This window comes from Janthinobacterium lyxosi, from assembly GCF_051380665.1.
Lineage (GTDB): Bacteria > Pseudomonadota > Gammaproteobacteria > Burkholderiales > Burkholderiaceae_D > Janthinobacterium.
Genome location: NZ_JBNYXM010000027.1, coordinates 16,073 through 36,827, shown reverse-complemented (window position 1 = coordinate 36,827; position 20,755 = coordinate 16,073). Strand labels below are relative to the sequence as shown.

The following is a 20,755-nucleotide window of genomic DNA, read 5'->3' as shown; positions in this document are numbered from 1 at the left end:
CTTTGGAGTGTAGCATGAGCGAATCGGAATTCCTGGCCTTGGCCGAAGCCACCCTGACCCAGATCGAGGCGGCGCTGGACCGGCTGAACGATGAAGACGTGCTCGACGTCGAATGCAGCCGCAGCGGCAATGTGCTGGAAATCGAATTCATCGATAACGGCACGAAAATCATCGTCAACAGCCAGGCCCCCATGCGCGAAATGTGGGTGGCGGCCCGTTCCGGCGGTTTCCACTACAAGTGCGTGGGCGACGAGTGGATCAATACGCGCGACGGCTCCGAACTGTTTGCCGCCCTGTCGGCCATGGCCAGCGAGCAGGCGGGCGCACCCGTCGTGCTGAAGTAACTTTTCGCCGCGGCAATAAAAAAGGGACAGCCTCTTCAGGCTGCCCCTTTTGCGTCAAACGAACTTAGAAGAGTTCATTCTTGACCGCTTCCTTGGCTTTCTCTTCCTCCGGCGTGCCGCGCGCCGCGCCTTCCAGGCTGCCTACGCCCGTGCCCGGTGGATTTTCCGCATAGTAATACTCGTCGCCCACGTGGATCAGCCCTTCCGGCACGGCGCGTTCCTCGACGGGAATGCTTTTCAGGGCTTTCGCCATATAGCTGATCCAGATCGGCAAGGCCAGGCCGCCGCCCGTTTCCCGGTTACCCAGGTTGCGCGGCTGGTCATAGCCGATCCAGGCGATGCCCACCAGCTTGGCCTGGTAGCCGGCGAACCACGCATCGATGGAATCGTTGGTGGTGCCTGTCTTGCCGGCCAGGTCAGGGCGCTTCAAGGCCATGGCCTTGTTTGCCGTACCGAAGCGCACGACGTCGTTGAGCATGCTGTTCATCATGAAGGCATTGCGCTCATCGATGACGCGGTTGGCTTCCTCGCCCGCCAGGTCCGGCTTGGCTTGCGACAGGATATTGCCATCGCTATCGGTCACCTTGGCGATCAGATACGGGTTGATCTTGTAGCCGCCGTTGGCGAACACGGCATACGCGCCCGCCATCTGCAGCGGCGTCACGTTGCCGGCGCCCAGGGCCAGGGTCAGGTACGGCGGGTTCTTGTCCGCGTCAAAGCCGAAGCGCGTCGCGTATTCCTGGCCATACTTGGCGCCGATCTTGTGCAGGATGCGGATGGAAATCATGTTTTTCGATTTCATCAAGCCCTTGCGCATGGTCATCGGACCATCATATTTGCTGTCGTAGTTCTTCGGTTCCCACGCCTGGCCGCCCGTCTGGCCCGCGTCGAACGAGATCGGCGCATCGTTGATGATGGTGGCCGGCGACAGGCCCCGTTCCAGCGAAGCGGAATAGATGAAGGGCTTGAAGGCCGAACCGGGCTGGCGCCACGCCTGCGTGACGTGGTTGAACTTGTTGCGGTTGTAATCGAAGCCGCCCACCATGGCGCGGATGGCGCCGTCCGTGGTGCTGGCCGACACAAATGCCGATTGCACTTCCGGCATCTGCGTCAAGACCCAGGCGTTGCCTTCTTGCATGACGCGGATCACGGCGCCGCGCTTGATGCGGCGGTTCGGCGCTGCTTTTTCCGACAGCCAGGCCGCGCCAAAGGTCAGGCCGGGCCCGGTAATGGTGATTTCCTCGCCGGCCGACGTGACTGCCTGCAAGGACTTGGGTGACGCCTGCAGCACCATGGCGGCGATGATGTCGTCGCTGTCCGGGTGGTCGGCCAGTTCCGTCTCGATCGCGTCGTCTGCTTCGGCCTTGGTTTTCGGAATCTCGATGTAGGCTTCCGGGCCACGGTAGCCGTGGCGTTTCTCGTAATCCATCACGCCCTTGCGCAAGGCAATGTAGGCGGCATCCTGGTCGGCCTTGGTGATGGTGGTGTAGACGTTCAGGCCGCGCGTATAGGTATCTTCCTTGAATTGCTCGTAGACCAGCTGGCGCGCCATTTCCGACACGTATTCCGCGTGCACGCCAAAGGCGCTGCTGTCGGTTTTCACTTTCAGCTCTTCATTCTTGGCTTCCGTGTATTGCTCTGGCGTAATGTAGCCCAGCTGCGCCATGCGCTGCAGGATGTATTGCTGGCGCATGCGCGCGCGTTTCGGATTGACGACGGGATTGTAGGCCGACGGCGCTTTTGGCAAGCCGGCCAGCATGGCCGCTTCGGCCACGGTGAGGTCCTGGATATTCTTGCCGAAATAGATTTGCGCGGCCGAGGCGAAGCCGTAGGCGCGTTGTCCCAGATAAATCTGGTTCATATACACTTCGAGGATCTGGTCCTTGCTGAGGTTTTTCTCGATCTTCCAGGCCAGCAAGACTTCATACGCCTTGCGCTTCAGCGTCTGTTCGCTGGACAGGAAGAAGTTGCGCGCCACCTGCTGCGTGATGGTCGAGGCGCCTTGCTTGGCGCCGCCCGTCAGGTTGTGCAGGGCCGCGCGGGTGATGCCCAGGTAATCGACACCGCCATGTTCATAGAAGCGGTCATCTTCGATGGCCAGCACGGCTTTCTTCATGACATCGGGAATATCCTTGATATGCACCATGTTGCGCCGTTCTTCACCGAACTCGCCGATCAGCACACTGTCGGACGTGAACACGCGCAGCGGCATTTTCGGCTTGTAATCGGTCAAGGTATCGAGCGCCGGCAGGTTCGGATAGGCCATGGCCAGGCCAAAAACCACCAGCAAGACGCCGACGATGCCCAGGCCCAGCAGCGATACCAGCGCCATCAGCAGAAAACGTTTGGGTTTGCTGCCCTTGGTGGGCGGCTTCGAGCCAGCGGAGCCAGCGGAGTTTGAAGATGTCATGCGTCGTATGTCTTTCGGTTAATTATGCCGGTCAATTATAAGCGAGCTTGCCGGGGTGGCAGCGCGCCGTGGCGCTTGCCGGGGGGAGTGTCGACACTTGTCGATACTCTATATAAGCGTGTATTGGCCCGCTGGCAACCAGGATTTGGTAACAATTATTCTGCGCCAGATCACGGCCAGGCCAGATAGGCGCCGCGCGCAGCAGACTCCGGCGTGAAATCCGTTTACAAGCCAGCGCTGCCGGGACTAGGCTTTCAGATGGCAGGAACCCCTCCCACGGTCACGTTTCTCTATGAAAAACATGTCTATCCGCAGTTTTCTTGGCATCGGTTTGCTGGGCGTTGACATGGCGGACGATGCCGTGCGCGTGGTCGAGTTGAGACGCCGGCGGGGAAAATTGTCGTGCCGGCATTGCGGCAGCGCCGCGCTGGCGGCAGGAGTGATGCTTGAAGGCAATGTCGAAGATTCGCAGGGCCTGGCCGCCGCCGTACGCCTGGCATGCCGCAACAGTGGCAGCGCCTGCACCCGCGTGGCGCTGGCCATGCCGGCCACGGCCCTGATCGCGCATGTGATCCGTCTGCAGGCGGGCTTGCCCGAGGAACAACTGGAAATCCTGGTGGAACTGGAGGCGGCGCAATACATGCCGTTTGCGCTGGAAGACGCCAGCCTGGATTTTTACCAGCTCGGGCCGGCGCCACCGCTTGCCGGCCAGGCGCAGCGGGAGATCGAAGTGCTGCTCGTGGCGGCGCGCCGCGCCAGCGTGCAGCGCCGCCTCGATGCGGCTACGGCAGCCGGCTTGACACCCGTCGTCATGGATAGCGAGGCGCTGGCGCGCCAGGCGGCCGTTGCACAAGGGGGATGGCAAGCCTTGCCGGACAGCGGACTGGCATTTCAGCTGGCCTGGGGGCTGGCTTTGCACCGGTACGCCCGATGAAGAGCGTGGCGCAAGTGCCATGCATCAACCTCTTGCCGCATCGCCAGGCGGCGCGGCGCAGGCGTATTCAGATGCTGCTGTGGCAACTGGCCGGTGGGGCGCTGCTGGGCTTGCTGCTGGTGCTGGCGGCGGGCGCCTGGCTGCAGCAGCAGCTCGACGCGCAGCTGCGCCGCCAAGAAGGCTGGCGCAATGCCATGCAGCAAGTAAATACCATCCTTGTCACCGGCAAGCGGGTGCAGAGCGAGACGGCGGCGCTGGTGCTGCGCCAGCAGGCCATTGCTAGTTTGCAAGAACAACGCAATGCCTGGGTGCGCATGCTGGACGCGCTGGCGCGGGCGATACCGGCCGGTGTGGCCTTGCACAGTGTGCGCCAGGAAACGGCGATGGTGCGCTTGCAAGGGCATGCCATTTCGCAGGAAAAGGTCGCAGCATTGCTGCAGGCGCTGGAGCAGGCCGCGCCCTGGTCCCGGCCGGAATTGGTGGAAGTACGGCTGGAAGTGCGCGGCGCGGGCGACGGCGCGGTGGAATGGACGATACGGCTGGCTTTGACAAGCGCTGGACGCCTGTCCAGTAAACTTAGCCCTGGAGGTTGATCATGCTGAGCTTGAAGACCGCGTCGCTGTGGCCGCTACCGGTGCGCCTCGCTTGCGCTGCCCTGTCTGGCATGCTGGTGGCCGCCCTGCTGCACGCCGCCTGGCTGGATGGCATGATGGCTGCCGTGCAGGCGGCGCAAGGGGAAGAAGGCCGCTTGCGCGCCGCGTATCTGTCGGCGCAGGCCAGGGCGAGCCTGTTGCCGCAGTGGCGTGCGCAGCAGCGCCAGGCTGGCGCCGAGTTGGCCCTTCTGGAACAGCAGTTGCCCGACCAGCAAGCGATGGCGGTATTGTTGACGGACATCAACGCCGCAGGCCAGTCGCGCGGTCTGCAATTTTCGCTGTTCAAGCCGGGGGCGGCCCGGCCGCAAGCGCAGTATGTCGCCTTGCCGATCGCCATACAGTTGCGCGGCGGATATCACGCCATGGGCGCGCTGCTGGCGGACCTGGCGCGCTTGCCGCGCATCGTCACGGTGCATGAGCTGGCCTTGACCCTCGGCAAGGATCGCCTGCTGACGCTCGATGCCGTGCTGCAGGCGTATCGCTTGCCCGACGCGGGGGAACGGGCGGCGCAAGCGGCTTTGTCGCCCAAGGCAGGCACACCTGCAGCCACACCGGCATGGCGCCCGCTTGCCGCTGTCGCGCCCCCTTCCTACGAAGCCGCCGCCTTGGCCGATCCTTTTAATGCATTGCCGCCCGCCAGCGCGCCGGGTCAACGTGGCAGCGTGGCGGGGCCCGACCCGCGGCGTGTGCGCGAAGCGCTGGAAAGCGTGGCGCTGCCGGCCATCAGCATGGTCGGTAGCGTGCAACAGGCCGGGCGCCTGAGCGCGCTGCTGCTGGCGGGCCAGCGTGTGTACCGGGTGGCGGTGGGCCAGTATCTGGGCCCAGACCACGGCCAGGTCACGCGGATCAGCGAACAGGCGCTGCAGTACAAAGAGTTGCTGCCGGACGCGGGAGGCGGGTGGCGCGAACGGCACGGCAGCCTGTCCCTGCAAAAAACGGGTGACGCCAAAGCCGGCGTGCCGGAGGCTGCGCCATGAAGCCGTCTGTGTGGATGTGCTCGATGTGCTCGATATATTGGACCTTGCTGCACGGCGCCGCCCTGGCCGGAGATGAGGCAGTGGTGCAGGTGACGGCGCCGCGCCTCTATGCCGGCGAGAAAATCTCCGTCGATTTCCAGAACGTGGGCGTGCGCGCGGCCCTGCACATCCTGGCCGATGCGTCGGGGCAAAACATCATCGCCAGCGACAGCGTGGCGGGCAACCTGACCCTGCGCCTGCGCGACTTGCCGTGGGACCAGGCGCTCGACGTGCTGCTGCAGGCCAAGGGCCTGGACATGCGGCGCAATGGCAACGTGCTGTGGATCGCGCCGCGCGAGGAAATGCTGGCGCGCGAAAAACTGGAACTGGAGCAGCGCGCGCAGATCGCGGAACTGGAACCCTTGCAGTCGGCCATCTTCCAGCTCAACTACCAGAAGGCGGAAGCGTTCCGCAGCGTGTTCGGCCTGGACGCGGGCGAGGGGCGCAGCCGGTTGCTGTCGCGCCGTGGCAGCGTGCTGATCGAGCCGCGCACGAATCAGCTGTTCGTGACCGACGTGCCGGCGCGCCTGGAGCAGATCCGCCAGCTGATCGCCAAGACGGATATTCCAACGCGGCAAGTGATGATCGAGGCGCGCATCGTCGAAGCGAACGACAGTTTCAGCCGCAACCTGGGCGCGCGCCTGGGTTTTACGGACCAGCGCCTGGCACAGGGCCAGGTGCCCGGTTTTTCCCTGGGCGGCAGCGGGCGCCGCGCGGCCATCGGCGGCAGCTACCAGGGTGTGGGCGAGGCGACGGGGCAAACGGTGGCCGGCGCCGGCGCCTTCGTGCCGAACACGCAATTCGTCAACTTGCCGGCCGCCAGCATCAATGGTTTGCAGCCGGCCAGCTTCGCCCTAAGCCTGTTCTCGGCGGCCGCCAACCGCTTTCTGAACCTGGAATTGTCCGCGCTGGAAGCGGACGGCAAGGGCAAGATCATATCCAGCCCCCGCGTGGTAACGGCCGACAAGGTGCTGGCGCTGATCGAGCAGGGCATCGAACTGCCGTACCAGGTGGCCACCAGTAGCGGTGCCACGTCGATCACGTTCCGCAAGGCTAACCTGCGCCTGGAGGTCACGCCGCAGATCACGCCGGACGGCAACGTGGTGCTGGAAGTGGACGTCAACAAGGATAGCGTGGGCCAGGAAACGCGTTCCGGGTTTGCCATCGACACCAAGCATGTGCGCACGCAAGTGATGGTGGAAGACGGCGGCACGGTGGTGTTGGGCGGCATTTATCAGCAGTCCGAACGGGGCACGGACAGCAAGGTGCCGCTGCTGGGCGACATCCCCGTGCTCGGTTTTTTTTTCCGCAGCACGGGCCGCAGTCAAGAAAAAACGGAACTGATGGTGTTTATTACGCCGAAAATAGTGGCAGATCGGCCAGCAACACGTTAATGTCACATCTTTACGTTTAAGTAACAATGCAAACGAAAGCAGACTGATGGCGACTATGCGGAATGTATCTTGGGGCAACACTTATTGGAGTCGGGTATCGGCTTGGCTGGTCTTGCTGGCGCTGGGCACCTTGCTGGCTGCCTGTGGCGGCGGTGGTGGTGATCCGACCATTGATGGCGGCAGCAGTGGCGGCACGACCGGTGGTGTGGCCGCGACGGTCACGGTCAGCCTGTTTGACGCTGCTGGTCTGCCCAGCAATGCGTTGAGCAGCACGACTCCGCTGACGGCCAAAGCGCTCGTCAACGATAAAAATGGCGTTCCTATCAGCAATGCCGTGGTCACGTTTTCGGCCGACACCGCGTTGGTAACGTTGTCATCGACCAACGGCACGGCGCTGACCGACGCCAAGGGCTATGCCAGCATCACCGTCTCGGCCTTGAATGCGACGGTCGCGGGTGCGGGCAAGCTGACGGCCACTGTCGCGGCGGGCACCGCCACGATAAGCGGCGACGCGAGCTATGCAATCAAGACGGCGCAGGCATCGGGCGTAAAAATGACGTTATCGCTGCTCAATGGAGACAGCGCCAGTAACGCGCTGTCGAGCGCAACCCCGCTCACGGCCAAGGCCGTAGTCACCGATCTGAGTGGCAAACCGATTAGTGGTGCGCTGGTCCTGTTTTCTACTGACAACGCTTTGGCACTGCTATCGTCATCGACGGGCACGGCGCTGACCGACGACAGTGGCACGGCCAGCGTCATCTTGCGGCCAGTCAGTCTGCTCGCCAGTGGCGCGGCTACTTTGCGGGCCACCAGCACCACCAACGGCGCCACCGCCAACAGCCAGGCCACCTATGTGCTGGGGGCAACTGCATTGTTTGCGTCGAACTTGACATTCTTGCCCAGTGGTATCGCTGCTTACGGCTCCACGACCATGTCGGTCGATATCATGTCTGGCGATAGCGTGACTGACGGCACCCCATATTTTGGGGCTGGCGTGACTGTCCAATTCAGCTCGCCCTGCATTCTGGCAGGCAAGGCCAGCGTGGCAACGGAGGTCGCTGCAAGAAACGGCAAGGCAACGGCGGTATATCGCGATCTTGGTTGCGGCAGCGCCGATATGATTAATGCCAGCGTGGTTGGCAGTAATGGCGCCATACACTCCACCCTGATGGTCGGCGTTCCTGCGCCAGCGTCGATACAGTTGTCAGCCGTGAGCCCAGCAGGCAAGTCCATCGTGATAAAAGGGCAGGGCGGCTTGCTGCGGACGGAAACGGCAACGCTGACTTTCCGCGTGTTCGATACCTTTAACAAACCGCTTGCCGGCCAGGACGTCACGTTCTCGCTGGACGACGGGGCTGCCGTGACCCTCAATAAATTGACGGACACGACCGATGCCAACGGCGAAGTCATCACCACGGTCAATTCCGGTACGACACCGACCACGTTCCGCGTGAAGGCGACATTGAAGTCCTTGATGTATACGTATTCCGACTCCATCCTCGTCACGACCGGCAAGCCCGTGCAATCGGGATTCTCGATTAGCGTGGGCAAGTCGAATGTGGAAGGCTGGTCGTATGACAGTTCTGTAACCGCACCGGCTACCACCGTCACGGTTTTGCTGGCCGACCAGGCGGGTAATCCTGTTCCTGACGGTACACCCGTCGCATTCCAGAGCAGCCTGGGTGCCATTGGATCGTCCAGCATGGGCGGTTGCATCACCGCCAATGGCGGTTGTTCGGTGGACTTCCGCAGCCAGGAGCCGCGTACGGCAAGCAATCCACCCATCACGCCTTGCAATGATGTCAGCAATGGCGGTACGGCAGACAAACCGTGGCCAGGCTTGGCGTTGATTTGTGCGAGCACGACCGACGGCAGCAAGCCGCTATTTGTTAGAACGGCTATTTTCCTGAGCGGCAGCCATGCCGATAATGTCACATTGCTCGATGGAGCAAATAGCGTCAGGCTCGATGGAAGCGCCTATGATCTTGGCACTGTGAAGGCTGCAGATGTACGTCAATTCAGCGTGCGTATCAGCGATTTGCGCCAGAATCCCATGCCTTCCGGCAGCACGGTGTCGATTACTAATCTGGTTAACGGCGCTGCCACGATATCGCCCACCAGTGTGCAAAATATCTTCCCGCACAATGCCTCAGGCGTCGATGACCGCAGTGGAGGCAACATTCAGGGTAACCAGGGAAGCTGGCATGCCGTTACAATTAACAGCCTGACGCCGACCAGTTGCACGGTTCCGTTGATCAGCACGTTTAATGTGACGGTAACTACGCCGCTGGGCAATACCACCAGTTATCCGTTTAAACTGGCATTCTCTTGTCCTTGACGCGAGGGTAACGGGCGGTCTGCGCAGGAGGCAGACTGCGTGTGGTGTCCGTTTATTTTCTGAATGATATAAAAAGTGTCTGAAATTTCCAACAGTAATATTTTCCTTGTCGGCCTCATGGGCGCAGGCAAAACCACGATCGGGCGCATCCTGGCCCGCAAGCTGGGCTTGCGCTTTGTCGATTCTGACCACGAAATCGAGGCACGCACGGGAGCGACCATCCCGTGGATCTTTGAAATCGAGGGCGAGGCCAGCTTTCGCCGGCGCGAGGCCGAGGTCATCCGCGACCTGAGCGCCCAGGAAGGCATCGTCATGGCCACCGGCGGCGGCGCCATCCTCAATGCCGACAGCCGCGCCTACCTGAAGGAGCGGGGCACGGTCGTGTATCTGCGCGCCAGCGTCAGCAACATCCTGGCGCGCACCAGCCACGACAAGAACCGCCCCCTGCTGCAGACGGCCGACCCGCGCCGCAAGCTGGAAGAATTGACGTCACAGCGCGAGCCCCATTACATGGAAGTGGCCGACATTGTGATCGACACGGGCCGTCCTAACGTACAATCGATGGTTCAGACCATCCTGATGCAGCTGGCCAGCCTCGAATGCGAGGCCTCGCCCAACTGCGTCATTCATGCAGAGCCTTCGATGAACGAGCAATCCAAAATGTTGTTGAGCGTAGACCTCGACGAACGCAGTTATCCGATCGCCATCGGTCCCGGCCTGCTGGCCGACGCCGATGCGCTGCTGCGCCATATCAGCGGCCACAAGGTGGCCATCGTCACCAATACCACCGTCGCCCCCCTGTACCTGGGCCGCCTGCAGGCGGCGCTGGCCAGCGATGGCCGCGAAGTGATCTGCATCGTCCTGCCGGACGGCGAAGAATATAAAAACTGGGCCAGCCTGATGCAGATCTTCGACGCGCTGCTGGCCAATAAATGCGACCGCAAGACCACCCTGGTGGCGCTGGGCGGCGGCGTGATCGGCGACCTGACCGGCTATGCGGCTGCCAGCTACATGCGCGGCATCGGCTTCGTGCAGGTGCCCACCACCTTGCTGGCGCAGGTCGATTCCTCCGTCGGCGGCAAGACGGGTATCAACCACCCGCTGGGCAAGAACATGATCGGCGCCTTCTACCAGCCGCGCGCCGTGATCGCCGACACCTCCACCCTGGAAACCCTGCCGGCGCGTGAGCTGTCGGCCGGTCTCGCCGAAGTGATCAAGCATGGCGCCATCATCGATGCTGCTTTCTTCGACTGGATCGAGGCGAACATGGCCAAGCTGATGGCGCGCGACAAGGGGACTTTGGCGTATGCGATTGCCCGTTCGTGTGAAATCAAGGCCGACGTCGTGCGCCAGGACGAACGCGAAGGTGGCTTGCGTGCCATCCTGAACTTTGGCCACACCTTCGGCCACGCCATCGAGGCGGGCCTGGGCTACGGCCACTGGCTGCACGGCGAAGCCGTCGGTTGCGGCATGGTGATGGCGGCCGACCTGTCGTGCCGCATGGGCTATATCGACCAGGCAGCCGTGGAGCGCGTGCGCAAGCTCGTTGCCGCCGCCGGTCTGCCCGTCAAGGCTCCCGATCTCGGTGTCGAGCGCTGGCTGGAACTGATGGAAGTGGACAAGAAGAACGAGGGCGGCGCCATCAAGTTCATCCTGCTCAAACCGCTGGGCAGCCCGTGCATCACGTCCGCGCCACATGAACTGGTGCTGGCCACGCTGGCCGCCGGAGTACAGCAAGCATGACCCCCGAAGATTTCCTCGCCCCGTATGCGGCCCATTCGGCACAGGGGCAGGGACGTCGCTTTGCCGAGACGCCGCACGCCTCGCGCAGCCAGTTTCAGCGCGACCGCGACCGCATCATCCACTCCTCGGCCTTCCGCCGCCTCGAATACAAGACCCAGGTTTTCCTCAACCACGAGGGAGACCTGTTCCGCACGCGCCTGACGCACAGCCTGGAAGTGGCGCAGGTCGGACGCTCCATCGCGCGCAATCTGCGCCTGAACGAAGACCTGGTCGAAGCCATCGCGCTCGCGCATGACCTGGGTCACACGCCGTTCGGCCACGTGGGCCAGGACGTGCTCAATGAGTGCATGCGGGAGCACGGCGGCTTCGAGCACAACCTGCAAAGCCTGCGCGTGGTCGACACGCTGGAAGAGCATTACGGCGCCTTCGATGGCTTGAACCTGATGTTCGAGACGCGCGAAGGTATTTTGAAACACTGCTCGCTGGCGCATGCGCGCGAACTGGGTCCCGTGGCCCAGCGTTTCATCGACCGCACGCAACCGTCGCTGGAAGCGCAGCTGACCAACCTGGCCGATGAAATCGCCTACAACAGCCACGATATCGACGACGGCCTGCGCTCCGGCCTGATCACCATCGCCCAGCTGGAAGAGGTGGAGTTCTTCGGCCGCCTGTGGCGCGATGTGCAGCAGGCATTTCCCGGCTTGTCGGGCCGGCGCGCCATCTACGAGACCTTGCGTCGCCTGATCACGGCCCTGGCTGACGATTTGATCGTCACGTCGAATGCCTTGATCCTTGACGCGGCGCCGCGCGACGTCAGCGAAGTGCGCGCCAGTGCCCCGCTGATCCGTTTTTCGGATGCCATGCGCCGCGATGCGACGGACCTGAAGCGCTTTTTGCGGGCCAACCTGTACCGCCATTACCAGGTCAACCGCATGCGCGTCAAAGCGAGCCGCATCGTGCGCGAACTGTATGACAGCTTCATGGCCGAACCGGCCCTGCTGCCGCCCGACTATCAACTCAAGGATGGCGACCTTACGCAGCAGGCACGCAAGATCGCCGACTACATCGCCGGCATGACGGACCGCTACGCGATCCGCGAGCACCGTCGTCTGTATTCTCTGGATGAGTTGTAGACCTACTCCGCATTGCCGGTCCTGTCAATCGGCATGATCATCTAGGCTCCCGCACTATCACCCCAATAGCCCCGTAGCACCTTCTTTTCTATCATGGCAGCAAGTCAACAAGGGCTTGCCGCCCATAGTCAAGGAGAGTGTCATGATTGAATCGCGCCGCAGTTTCTTGCGCGCCTTGCCAGCCGTCACCATCGGGGCGGCCATCGCGCCGCTGCCCAGCAAGGCTGCAACGAAGGGCGAGGGCGGGCAGCGTTGGGCGATGGTGGTCGACGTGCGCAAGTGCATCGGCTGCCAGGCGTGCACGGTCTCCTGCATCATGGAAAACGCCGTGCCGGAAAACAGCTTCCGCACCGTCGTCTCGACCTATGAAGTGAAGGAAGAGAACCGCTGCGGCACCTACATGCTGCCGCGCCTGTGCAACCATTGCGCCAATCCCCCCTGCATTCCCGTCTGTCCCGTGGGCGCCACCTTCCAGCGCAAGGATGGCGTCGTCGTCGTCGACGGCGACCGCTGCGTGGGCTGCGCCTACTGCGTGCAAGCCTGCCCGTACGACGCGCGCTTCATCAACCACGAAACGGGCAAGGCCGACAAATGCACGTTCTGCGCGCACCGGGTCGACGAAGGCCTGCTGCCGGCCTGCGTGGAAACCTGCGTCGGCGGCGCGCGCATCTTCGGCGACCTGAATGACCCGGAAAGCATGGTGCATCAGCTGCTCACCGAGAACAAGGTGAAAGTGCTCAAGCCCGAACAGGGTACCCAGCCCCATGTGTTTTACCTGGGACTGGACACGCGCTTCGCCGGCCACGTCGAGGGCGAAGCGACACTTTGGCAACCGAGCAAACACGGGAAATAAACCATGGACAGCCACATCACCGAAATTCTCAACGTCACGCGCGAAGCGGCATGGCTGCCGTGGGCGGTGCAGTATTTTTTCCTCATCGGCCTCAGTTATGGCAGCTTCATGCTGACCTTGCCGTACTTCGTCTTCGGCCGCAAGGCGTATGAGCGCCTGGGGCGCATCGCGCTGCTGGCATCTCTCGTCTGCGGCATGACGGCGCCTGTGGCGCTGCTGGCCGACCTGCACGGGCCGGGCCGCTTCTACCATTTTTATATTTACTTCCAGCCGCAGTCGTGGATGTCGTGGGGCTCGTTCTTCATTCCCCTTTACCTGGGCTGTTTGATGCTGTACGCGTGGCTGGCGCTGCGTAGCGATTTTGCCACGCGGGGTCAGGGCCAGGACCGTTTGGCCTTCCTGTACCGCCTGGCCGGGCGCGGTGGTGCCGCCTCCCTGCGGGCCATCCGCTTTGCCGCCGCCTTCACCTTGCTCGCCGCCTTTGTCGTGGGCCTGTACACGGGCATGGAAGTGATGGTGGTGCGTGCCCGTCCCCTGTGGTTTACACCGTTCCTGCCAGCGCAATTTGCCGCCACGGCCTTTGTAGGCGCCGTTGGCCTGGCGCTGCTGTTCAACCGCTTCCTGCCAGGCCGCGACAAGGCGCTGGAAGTGTCGTTGAACCGCGCACTGGCCCTGTCGCTGGCGTTGGTGCTGGCCTTGGGCGGCGGCTGGTTGTTCGTGAGTCTCTCTGGCGTGAGCGCCAGCCACAGCATGGCCTTTACCCAGGTGGCCGGTATGCCGCAATGGCAGTTCACGGCTGTCTGGGCCGTGCTGTCGGCTATCGTGCCGATGGCCCTGGCCATCTGGCGCCCGGCCACGAGTGGCCTGGTCAATGGCCTGATCGCGCTGCATAGCGCCTGGATGATGCGCTGGACGATTTTCATCGGCGGCCAGACGATCCCGAAGACGGGCGCGGGCCTGTACGACTACCACCTGCCGATGGGGAACGACGGCTTGCTGGGGATCATCGGCACGGCCGGCCTGTGGATCGCGCTGCTGTTGCTGATGCTGGAATTTTTGCCATGGGCCGGACGCGCGATCGCTACACGCAGCCGTCCTGCCATGGCCACGCACTGAGGAGTTAATGATGAACGATCAAGTACACAACGACGCAAACAACGGCGCCCCTGAAGACGAAAACGAAAAGCGCCGCAAGCTGCTGCGCTACGGCGCCATCGGCGGCGGTCTGGCCGCGTTTGCCGCCAGTTTTTCCACCACGGCCGGCCGCATGGTCGACCACGCGCTGGGTAAAGACAAGCCTGTGCAGAAACTGCACGGCAACTCCCTGCCGCCCGAGTTTTCCGTCGACACGGCAACGGGCAAGCTGACGGTCAACCCGGACCAGCAGGTCAGCTACACCATGTGTATGGGCTGCACCACGTTTTGCGGTGTGCGCGTGCGCCTCGACAAGAAAAGCGGCAAGGTGCTGCGCGTGGCGGGCAATCCGTACAGCCCCATGTCGGCCGACCCGGCGCTGCCGTACCAGACCTCGATACGCGACAGTTTTGTGTCGCTCTCGCGCTTCCAGGAAAAGGGCTTGAAAGGGCGCTCGACCGCTTGCGGCCGCGGCAATGGCGTGCTGGAGCAGATGGAGTCGCCGTTCCGCGTGCTGGCGCCCATGAAGCGCGTGGGACCGCGCGGCGGCGGTCAGTGGGAACCGATCGCCTTCGATCAGCTGGTGAAGGAAGTGACGGAAGGCGGCGACCTGTTTGGCGAAGGCCACGTGCAGGGCTTGCGCGCCTTGCGCGAGCTGGAAAAGCCCATCGATCCGGCGCAGCCGGAACTTGGCCCGCAAGTCAATCAGGTGGGCCTGATGTGCAGCACCGACGATGGCCGCCTGGCGTTCGGTACGCGCTTCTTCAAGCAGTCGTACGGCAGTTTGAACCTGGTCAACCACGGCTCGTATTGCGGCGGCGCTTACCGCAGCGGCTCGGGCGCCATGTTCGGCGACATGAAGAAAATGCCGCATGCGAAAGTGGATCTGGAAAATACGGAATTCTGCATCTTCGTCGGCACGGCGCCGGGCAATGCGGGCAATCCGTTCAAGCGCCAGGGCACGCTGATTGCGAAAGCCCGCTCGGGAAAGCGCGATTTCAGCTACGTCGTCGTCGACCCGGTGCTGACGAATGCGGACAGCCTGGCAGCGGGCGACCGCAGCCGCTGGGTACCGATCAAGCCGGGCACGGATGGCGCGCTGGCCATGGCGATGATACGCTGGATCATCGAACAGGAACGCTATGACCGCCACTTCCTCGCGCAGCCGAACCTGAAAGTGGCGGAAGCGGCAGGCGAGGCCGCCTGGTGCAACGCCACGCATCTGATCATCAACGAAAAGGGCCATCCGCGCGACGGCCGCTACCTGCGCGCGTCGGACATCGGCGCGGTGGAGCTGGCGGAAGAGGAGCGCTACAAGGATGGCGACGCATTTTGCGTGATCGACGCCGCCACGCAAGCGATCGTGCCGCACAACGCCGCCAAGGGCGAGGGACGGCTGTTCTTCGACGGTTCGCTGGAAGTGGCAGGCGCACCGCTGCACCTGAAGACGGCCATGACGATGTTGAACGAAGAAGCGCAGCGCCACAGCATGGATGAATACGCAGGCGCCTGCGGCATCACGCGCGACATCATCGAAGGGCTGGCGCAGGAACTCACCAGCCATGGCAAGCGCGCGGCCGTCAATGCGCATGGCGGCATGATGTCGGGCGCCGGTTTCTATAACGCGTATGCGCTGGTCATGCTCAATACCCTGATCGGCAATTTGAACCGCAAGGGCGGCACGCTGGTCAATGGCGGCAGCTTCAAGGATGCGGGACCCGGTCCGCGCTATAACCTCGAGAGTTTCGACGGTGAGATCAAGGCGGCCGGCATGCCGATCGGGCGCAATGTGGCATATGAAAAAACCTCGGAATTCAGGCTGAAGAAGGAAGCGGGCAAGGCGTATCCGGCCAGGGCGCCTTGGTATCCGAACGCGCCCGCGCTGGCGACCGAATGGCTCACCAGCGCCATGAATGGCTACCCGTACACCTTGAAGGCGCTGATACTGTGGAGTTGTAATCCCGTCTACGGCATCACGGGATTGCGCGCGCAGATCGGCAAGGAGCTGGCCGATCCGAAGAAGATTCCCCTGATCGTCGCCATCGACCCCTTCATCAATGAAAGCTCGGCGTTTGCCGATTACCTGCTGCCCGATACCTTGCTGTATGAAAGCTGGGGCTGGGCCGGCGCCTGGGGCGGCATGCCCGTCAAAATGAGCACGGCGCGCTGGCCCGTGGTCGAGCCACGCGTGCAGAAAACGCCGGACGGCCAGACCATTTGCATGGAATCGTTCTTCATCGGGCTGGCCAAAACGATGGCCTTGCCCGGCTTCGGCCCGGACGCCTTGCAGGACATGGATGGCCAGCGCTTCCCCTTGCTGCGCGCGGAAGACTGGTATCTGCGAGGCGGCGCCAACATCGCCTGGCAGGGCAAGACGGCCGTGCCGGAGGCGAGCGACGACGATATCGAACTTTCCGGCGTGGCGCGCATTCGCTCCGAACTGGAGCGCACCTTGAAGCCGGAAGAGTGGCGCAAGGTGGCCTTCATGCTGGCACGGGGAGGGCGCTACCAGAGCTACGGCGAGATGTTCGGCCTGCGCCTGCCGTCGCCCGCGAATCCCAAAGCGCCGGTGGCGCCTGCCCCGGTGGCCGATGAGACGCCGTATCCGCAGGATTGGTCCACGCACCGTTATCTGAAACCGATGATGCTGTACAACGAGGGCCTGGGCGTGAGCAAGAACAGCTTGAGCGGCAAGCGTTTCCCCGGTACGCCCGCCTGGCGGGTGGCGGCGTTTGCCGACGGCACGCCCGTGCGCAAAACCTACCCGGCCAGCGAATGGCCGTTCGAATTGATCAGTTTTAAATCGGCGCTGCAGAACTCGTACAGCATCGGCGCGCGGCGCTTGCGCGGCATCCATCCGGACAATCCCGTCGCCGTGCATCCTGACGATGCGGCGCGGTTGAAGCTGGAAAATGGCGATGAAATTTTTCTGGAAACACCGGGTGGCAGGGCCAGGGCCACCGTGATGCTGCGCCATGGCGTGCAGCGGGGCGTAATTGCCATCGAACACGGTTTCGGCCACAAGGAGCATGGCGCGCGCGCCCATCGCATCGGCAAGCTGCGCCAGCCCGATGAACCGGCCATCGGCGCGGGCATCAACCTGAACGACCTGGGGCTGACGGATCCGAGCCGCGGCGACAAGAACGTGTTTGTCGATCCCGTCTCGGGCACGTCGGTGCGGCAGGGACTGCCGGCGCGCATCGTGCGGGCTTAAATCTCGCCGCTGGCCATCAGCAGCCGGGCCACCTCGGCTGCTGAATGCAGGCCCAGTTTTTCCATCGTGTTATGGCGGTGTACCTGCACCGTCTTGTCGCTGATGCCCAGCTCGCGGGCGATGACTTTCGAGGCTTTGCCTTCGGCCATCAGCAGCGCTACTTCGCGCTCGCGCGCGGTGAGCCTGGCCAGCGCCGATTGCGCCGTATTCGTGCTGGCGGCGTTGCGGCTTTCTTCCACGCTGCGGGCCACGGCCCGCGTGACGGCGTCCAGCAATACCTGGTCCTTGCACGGCTTTTCCAAAAAATCGCAGGCGCCTGCCTTCATCGTCTGCACGGCCATGGCCAGGTCGCCGTGGCCGCTGAGGAAAATCACGGGCAGTGCTATGGCGTGGCGCGACAGCTCCTGTTGCAGCTCCAGTCCGCTCATCAGGGGCATGCGCACGTCGAGCAGCAAACAGCCGGGCGCATGGCCCTCGTAGCGCAGCAGGAAATCGCGCGCCGACTCGAACGTCTCCACTTGCCAGCCGGCCGAATCGAACAGATAGGCCAGCGAGCGGCGCATGGCGGCGTCATCGTCGACGACAAAGATAATCGCATCGCTTTCATTCATGGTGTTTCCTTGTTTGCTTTTATACCGGTATCTTCGGGCAGGCGGAACCAGACCGTCAAGCCCGGCGCATCGGCATTGACATGCGCCGACAGGCTGCCGCCGAACGATTCGATGATGCTTTTGCTGAGCGACATGCCCAGTCCCAGGCCTTCGGCCTTGGTGGTAAAAAAAGGTTCGAACAGGCGCGTCATCTGCGCCGCTTGCAGGCCGCAGCCTGCATCGCGCACGGCCACCGTGCAGGCGCCGTTTTCGCGGTGCAGCAACACGCCGATGGCATGCTGCGGATTGTCGTTTTCCACCTGTGCATCGAGCGCATTCTTGAGCAAATTGAGCAGCACCTGCTGCACTTGCTGCGGGTCGACCAGCACGCGCGCGTCAGGGCTGGCGGCGTCGTGGCGCCAGCTGATGTTGGCTTGCGGATGGGCCGCGCGGAACAGCGATACCGCTTGCTCCACGGCGTCGGCCAGGGCGAAGGCCGTGCTGTGCGCGGGACGCTTTTGCGCCATCGCGCGGATGTGACGGATGATGGCACCCGCGCGTTCGCTTTGCGTGGCGATTTCCTGCGCGCCGTCGAGCAAGGGCGCCGCGTCCAGCCGGCCCGCCGTGATGCGGCGCGCCATGCCGCGCGCGAAATTGCCAATGGCCGCCAGCGGCTGGTTCAATTCGTGTGCGATGGCGCTGGCCATCTCGCCCAGAATGGCCAGGCGCGCCGTGTGATCGAGCGTGGCCTGGCGCTGGCGCGCCTGTTCTTCCAGCGCGCGCTGCTGGTGCTGGGCGGCGCGCAATTGCTCCGTGCGCCGGCTGACCAGATATTCCACACGCACCGTGTGTACGGCCCACGCGATCAGCAAGGCCAGAACCAGCAGCATCCAGCCCCAGTAGCGGCGCAGCGCCGTCTCGAATGTCAGCTTGTTCAAATAGGCGTAGGGGCCGATGCGCAAATCGCGGAACAGCTCATCGACGATCTGGTAATCGCTGGGCACCGTCCAGCTATAGCCTTCATCGGTACGCGGCATGGACAGCAAGGCCTGCGCCACTTTTTTCGCCAGTGCGGGCGGTGTCTGGCGCAAGGACGCGAAGGGCCAGTCCGGATACAGCCGCGACGAGCTGGCGCAGCGAAAACCGGGAATCGGGCGCGTGGTGATCACGCGCAGTTCCTCGGCGCGCACTTCGCCGCGCGCCACCATCTGTTCCAGCAGGCAGGTGCGCACGATGCCCGCATCCATGTGCCCCGCACGCACGGCGTCGATGATCTGCTGCGAGGGAAAGCCGCTGTAGCGCAGGCTGGCAAAATCATGCGTGGGATCGATGCCCGCTTCCAGCAGTTCGCGCGCGGCGATCTGGTAGCCGCCAAACGCGTCGGGCGCCACTGCCATCACGTTCTTGCCCGCCAGGTCGGCCAGGTCATGCAGGGGCGACGCGCTGCGCACGACGATGGCCGAGCCGATGGCCTGGCGCGGCGAATCCGCCCATGGTGATTCCAGGGTGGCGATGCGGCTGGCGCCATCGCTGTGTTCGAGCGCCACGTAGTGGCCGCTGCTGGTGATGGCAAAGGCGACCGCTTGCGACTGCACGGCGCGCGTCAGGCCCGCCTGGTCGTAGTCGGCCAGCACGAAGCGGATGCCGGGAATGCTGGCCTGCAGGTGGCGCGTCACGTATGACCAGTCCTGCTGCACGGCATCGCCGCCCTTGTAAGCCAGTACACCGATGCGTACCTCTGGCAGTTCGTCAGCCGCTTGAACGCCGTGCAAACACAGCGCCGTTAGCGCGAACAGTAAAAAACGCCGCACTAGAACATGCTGCGCTGCGCCGAACGCGCATCGCCGAACAGGTCCAGCAGCAGTTTCTTGATGGGCGCGGGCAGCGGCGCGTCGGCGATTTTCGCGCCGTCATACCAGACGTGCGTCGCTTCCCCGGCCAGCGCCAGGCGGCGTGCCAGGGTGATGCGGCAGGGGACGATGTGCAGCTTGTAGTGGGTAAACACGTGCACGATGGGCAGCAGCCGTTCCTGCGTCTCGATTGCGCCGAACGGCGCCACGGCGCGCGCCAGCGCATCCTGGTCGATGTCGCGCGGACAGTCCTCGCCGGCCAGCACGTGGCCATCGAGTTCGGGCAGCGACAGCAAGCCGCCCCAGATGCCCGAGCCCGGGCGCTGCTCCAGCAGCACCTGGCCATCGCTGATGATGGCCAGCATGACGGCGTGTTTTTCCGGGCTGGTTTTCTTCGGTTTGCGCACCGGCAGATCCTTGGTGCGGCCCGTGGCGTAAGCCACGCAGCGCGGCTGCAGCGGGCAGCGGGCGCAATCGGGGCTGCTGCGCGTGCATAGGGTGGCGCCGAAGTCCATCAGGCCCTGCGTGTAGGCTTCGATACCCGATTCAGGCAGCAGTGCTTCGGCGCGACGCCACATGGCTTCCTCGACCCGTTTTTCGCCCGGATAGGCATCGATGCCGAAGGTGCGTGCAAAGACGCGCTTGACGTTGCCGTCCATGATGGCCGCGCGGGTGCCGCTGGAGAACGCGGAGATGGCGGCGGCCGTCGAGCGGCCGATGCCGGGCAGCTCGACCAACAGGGCCGGGTCGCTGGGGAAGACGCCGTCGTATTCGGCCACCACGCGCTGCGCGCACTTGTGCAGGTTGCGTGCCCGCGTGTAGTAACCAAGGCCGCTCCACTGCGCCATCACGTCTTCCACCGGGGCTGCTGCCAGGGCGCGCAGGGTGGGGAAGCGTTCGAGGAAGCGCGCGTAATAGCCCAGCACGGCCGTCACCTGCGTTTGCTGCAGCATGATTTCGGACAGCCAGATCAGGTAGGCGTCGCGCGTGTTTTGCCATGGCAGCGCATGGCGGCCATGCTGCTTTTGCCAGGCGATGACGGTGGCGGAAAAAGTCGGGTCGATATAATTTTCAAGCGCGTTTTCAAACTGAGCTGCGCCCTTGGCGGGCGAGAGCGGATGCAGCAGACGTTTCATGCAGGATTCCAGT

14 protein-coding genes and 1 pseudogene are annotated in these 20,755 nt (G+C 63.4%); 11 read left to right on the top strand and 4 right to left on the bottom strand.

Translation table 11 applies throughout. The features are described 5' to 3' along the window. Positions 1 to 14: 14 nt before the first annotated feature. Entirely contained in the window at positions 15 to 344 is a 330-nt protein-coding gene (cyaY, locus tag ACQ4WP_RS22745; protein ID WP_436524637.1) for an iron donor protein CyaY, read from the top strand. Between the two features lie 64 nt (positions 345 to 408). On the opposite strand, the gene ACQ4WP_RS22740 is transcribed toward cyaY, so the two are convergent. Further along, complete coding sequence (locus ACQ4WP_RS22740; protein ID WP_436524635.1) at positions 409 to 2,754, bottom strand: penicillin-binding protein 1A; 2,346 nt, start codon at positions 2,752 to 2,754, stop codon at positions 409 to 411. A 301-nt stretch (positions 2,755 to 3,055) separates the two neighbouring features. On the opposite strand from ACQ4WP_RS22740, the gene pilM reads away from it, so the two are divergent. The 10 genes and pseudogenes from pilM (at position 3,056) to ACQ4WP_RS22690 (ending at position 17,166) form a co-directional block, all read left to right on the top strand. After that, a complete protein-coding gene (gene pilM / locus ACQ4WP_RS22735; RefSeq protein WP_436524633.1) occupies positions 3,056 to 3,688 on the top strand; it encodes a pilus assembly protein PilM in 633 nt (210 codons plus the stop codon). A gap of 71 nt (positions 3,689 to 3,759) precedes the next feature. Further along, a complete protein-coding gene (locus tag ACQ4WP_RS22730) occupies positions 3,760 to 4,281 on the top strand; it encodes a PilN domain-containing protein (protein WP_436524631.1) in 522 nt (173 codons plus the stop codon). A gap of 2 nt (positions 4,282 to 4,283) precedes the next feature. Further along, positions 4,284 to 5,318, top strand: coding sequence for a pilus assembly protein PilP (locus tag ACQ4WP_RS22725; RefSeq protein ID WP_436524629.1), 1,035 nt, complete (start codon positions 4,284 to 4,286; stop codon positions 5,316 to 5,318). A gap of 107 nt (positions 5,319 to 5,425) precedes the next feature. Further along, positions 5,426 to 6,751, top strand: a pseudogene (locus ACQ4WP_RS22720) (type IV pilus secretin PilQ); the annotation flags it as partial. A gap of 112 nt (positions 6,752 to 6,863) precedes the next feature. Continuing rightward, positions 6,864 to 9,089: an Ig-like domain-containing protein gene (locus ACQ4WP_RS22715; protein ID WP_436524627.1), complete on the top strand. Its 2,226-nt coding sequence runs from the start codon at positions 6,864 to 6,866 to the stop codon at positions 9,087 to 9,089. Between the two features lie 117 nt (positions 9,090 to 9,206). Beyond that, positions 9,207 to 10,832, top strand: coding sequence for a bifunctional shikimate kinase/3-dehydroquinate synthase AroKB (gene aroKB, locus ACQ4WP_RS22710; RefSeq protein ID WP_436524670.1), 1,626 nt, complete (start codon positions 9,207 to 9,209; stop codon positions 10,830 to 10,832). Then, complete coding sequence (locus ACQ4WP_RS22705) at positions 10,829 to 11,965, top strand: deoxyguanosinetriphosphate triphosphohydrolase (protein WP_436524625.1); 1,137 nt, start codon at positions 10,829 to 10,831, stop codon at positions 11,963 to 11,965. The genes aroKB and ACQ4WP_RS22705 overlap by 4 nt, the downstream gene beginning before the upstream one ends. A 142-nt stretch (positions 11,966 to 12,107) precedes the next feature. Next, positions 12,108 to 12,818, top strand: coding sequence for a sulfate reduction electron transfer complex DsrMKJOP subunit DsrO (gene dsrO / locus ACQ4WP_RS22700; protein WP_436524623.1), 711 nt, complete (start codon positions 12,108 to 12,110; stop codon positions 12,816 to 12,818). 3 nt (positions 12,819 to 12,821) lie between these two features. Then, the gene (nrfD, locus tag ACQ4WP_RS22695) at positions 12,822 to 13,934 is read left to right on the top strand and encodes an NrfD/PsrC family molybdoenzyme membrane anchor subunit (protein WP_436524621.1); all 1,113 of its coding nucleotides are present in this window, start codon (positions 12,822 to 12,824) and stop codon (positions 13,932 to 13,934) included. Between the two features lie 10 nt (positions 13,935 to 13,944). Further along, positions 13,945 to 17,166 carry a molybdopterin dinucleotide binding domain-containing protein gene (locus tag ACQ4WP_RS22690; RefSeq protein WP_436524619.1) on the top strand — a complete coding sequence of 1,074 codons (3,222 nt, stop codon included), beginning with the start codon at positions 13,945 to 13,947 and terminating at the stop codon, positions 17,164 to 17,166. Here ACQ4WP_RS22690 and ACQ4WP_RS22685 read toward each other — a convergent pair. From ACQ4WP_RS22685 to mutY, 3 genes are read right to left on the bottom strand one after another with little or no spacing between them, the layout of a single operon-like run. After that, positions 17,163 to 17,777, bottom strand: a complete 615-nt coding sequence (locus tag ACQ4WP_RS22685; protein WP_436524617.1) for a response regulator transcription factor — start codon at positions 17,775 to 17,777, stop codon at positions 17,163 to 17,165. The two genes, ACQ4WP_RS22690 and ACQ4WP_RS22685, sit on opposite strands and share 4 nt — an antisense overlap. Continuing rightward, positions 17,774 to 19,528 carry a sensor histidine kinase gene (locus ACQ4WP_RS22680; protein WP_436524615.1) on the bottom strand — a complete coding sequence of 585 codons (1,755 nt, stop codon included), beginning with the start codon at positions 19,526 to 19,528 and terminating at the stop codon, positions 17,774 to 17,776. The genes ACQ4WP_RS22685 and ACQ4WP_RS22680 overlap by 4 nt, the downstream gene beginning before the upstream one ends. A gap of 38 nt (positions 19,529 to 19,566) precedes the next feature. Continuing rightward, entirely contained in the window at positions 19,567 to 20,742 is a 1,176-nt protein-coding gene (gene mutY, locus ACQ4WP_RS22675) for an A/G-specific adenine glycosylase (RefSeq protein WP_436524613.1), read from the bottom strand. Positions 20,743 to 20,755: the final 13 nt, after the last annotated feature.

Bases quoted from the DNA above. Each gene is read 5' to 3' on its own strand.
- cyaY (WP_436524637.1), top strand. From the start codon at position 15: ATGAGCGAATCGGAATTCCTGGCCTTGGCCGAAGCCACCCTGACCCAG.
- ACQ4WP_RS22740 (WP_436524635.1), bottom strand. From the start codon at position 2,754: ATGACATCTTCAAACTCCGCTGGCTCCGCTGGCTCGAAGCCGCCCACC.
- pilM (WP_436524633.1), top strand. From the start codon at position 3,056: ATGTCTATCCGCAGTTTTCTTGGCATCGGTTTGCTGGGCGTTGACATG.
- ACQ4WP_RS22730 (WP_436524631.1), top strand. From the start codon at position 3,760: ATGCTGCTGTGGCAACTGGCCGGTGGGGCGCTGCTGGGCTTGCTGCTG.
- ACQ4WP_RS22725 (WP_436524629.1), top strand. From the start codon at position 4,284: ATGCTGAGCTTGAAGACCGCGTCGCTGTGGCCGCTACCGGTGCGCCTC.
- aroKB (WP_436524670.1), top strand. From the start codon at position 9,207: ATGGGCGCAGGCAAAACCACGATCGGGCGCATCCTGGCCCGCAAGCTG.
- ACQ4WP_RS22705 (WP_436524625.1), top strand. From the start codon at position 10,829: ATGACCCCCGAAGATTTCCTCGCCCCGTATGCGGCCCATTCGGCACAG.
- dsrO (WP_436524623.1), top strand. From the start codon at position 12,108: ATGATTGAATCGCGCCGCAGTTTCTTGCGCGCCTTGCCAGCCGTCACC.
- nrfD (WP_436524621.1), top strand. From the start codon at position 12,822: ATGGACAGCCACATCACCGAAATTCTCAACGTCACGCGCGAAGCGGCA.
- ACQ4WP_RS22690 (WP_436524619.1), top strand. From the start codon at position 13,945: ATGAACGATCAAGTACACAACGACGCAAACAACGGCGCCCCTGAAGAC.
- ACQ4WP_RS22685 (WP_436524617.1), bottom strand. From the start codon at position 17,777: ATGAATGAAAGCGATGCGATTATCTTTGTCGTCGACGATGACGCCGCC.
- mutY (WP_436524613.1), bottom strand. From the start codon at position 20,742: ATGAAACGTCTGCTGCATCCGCTCTCGCCCGCCAAGGGCGCAGCTCAG.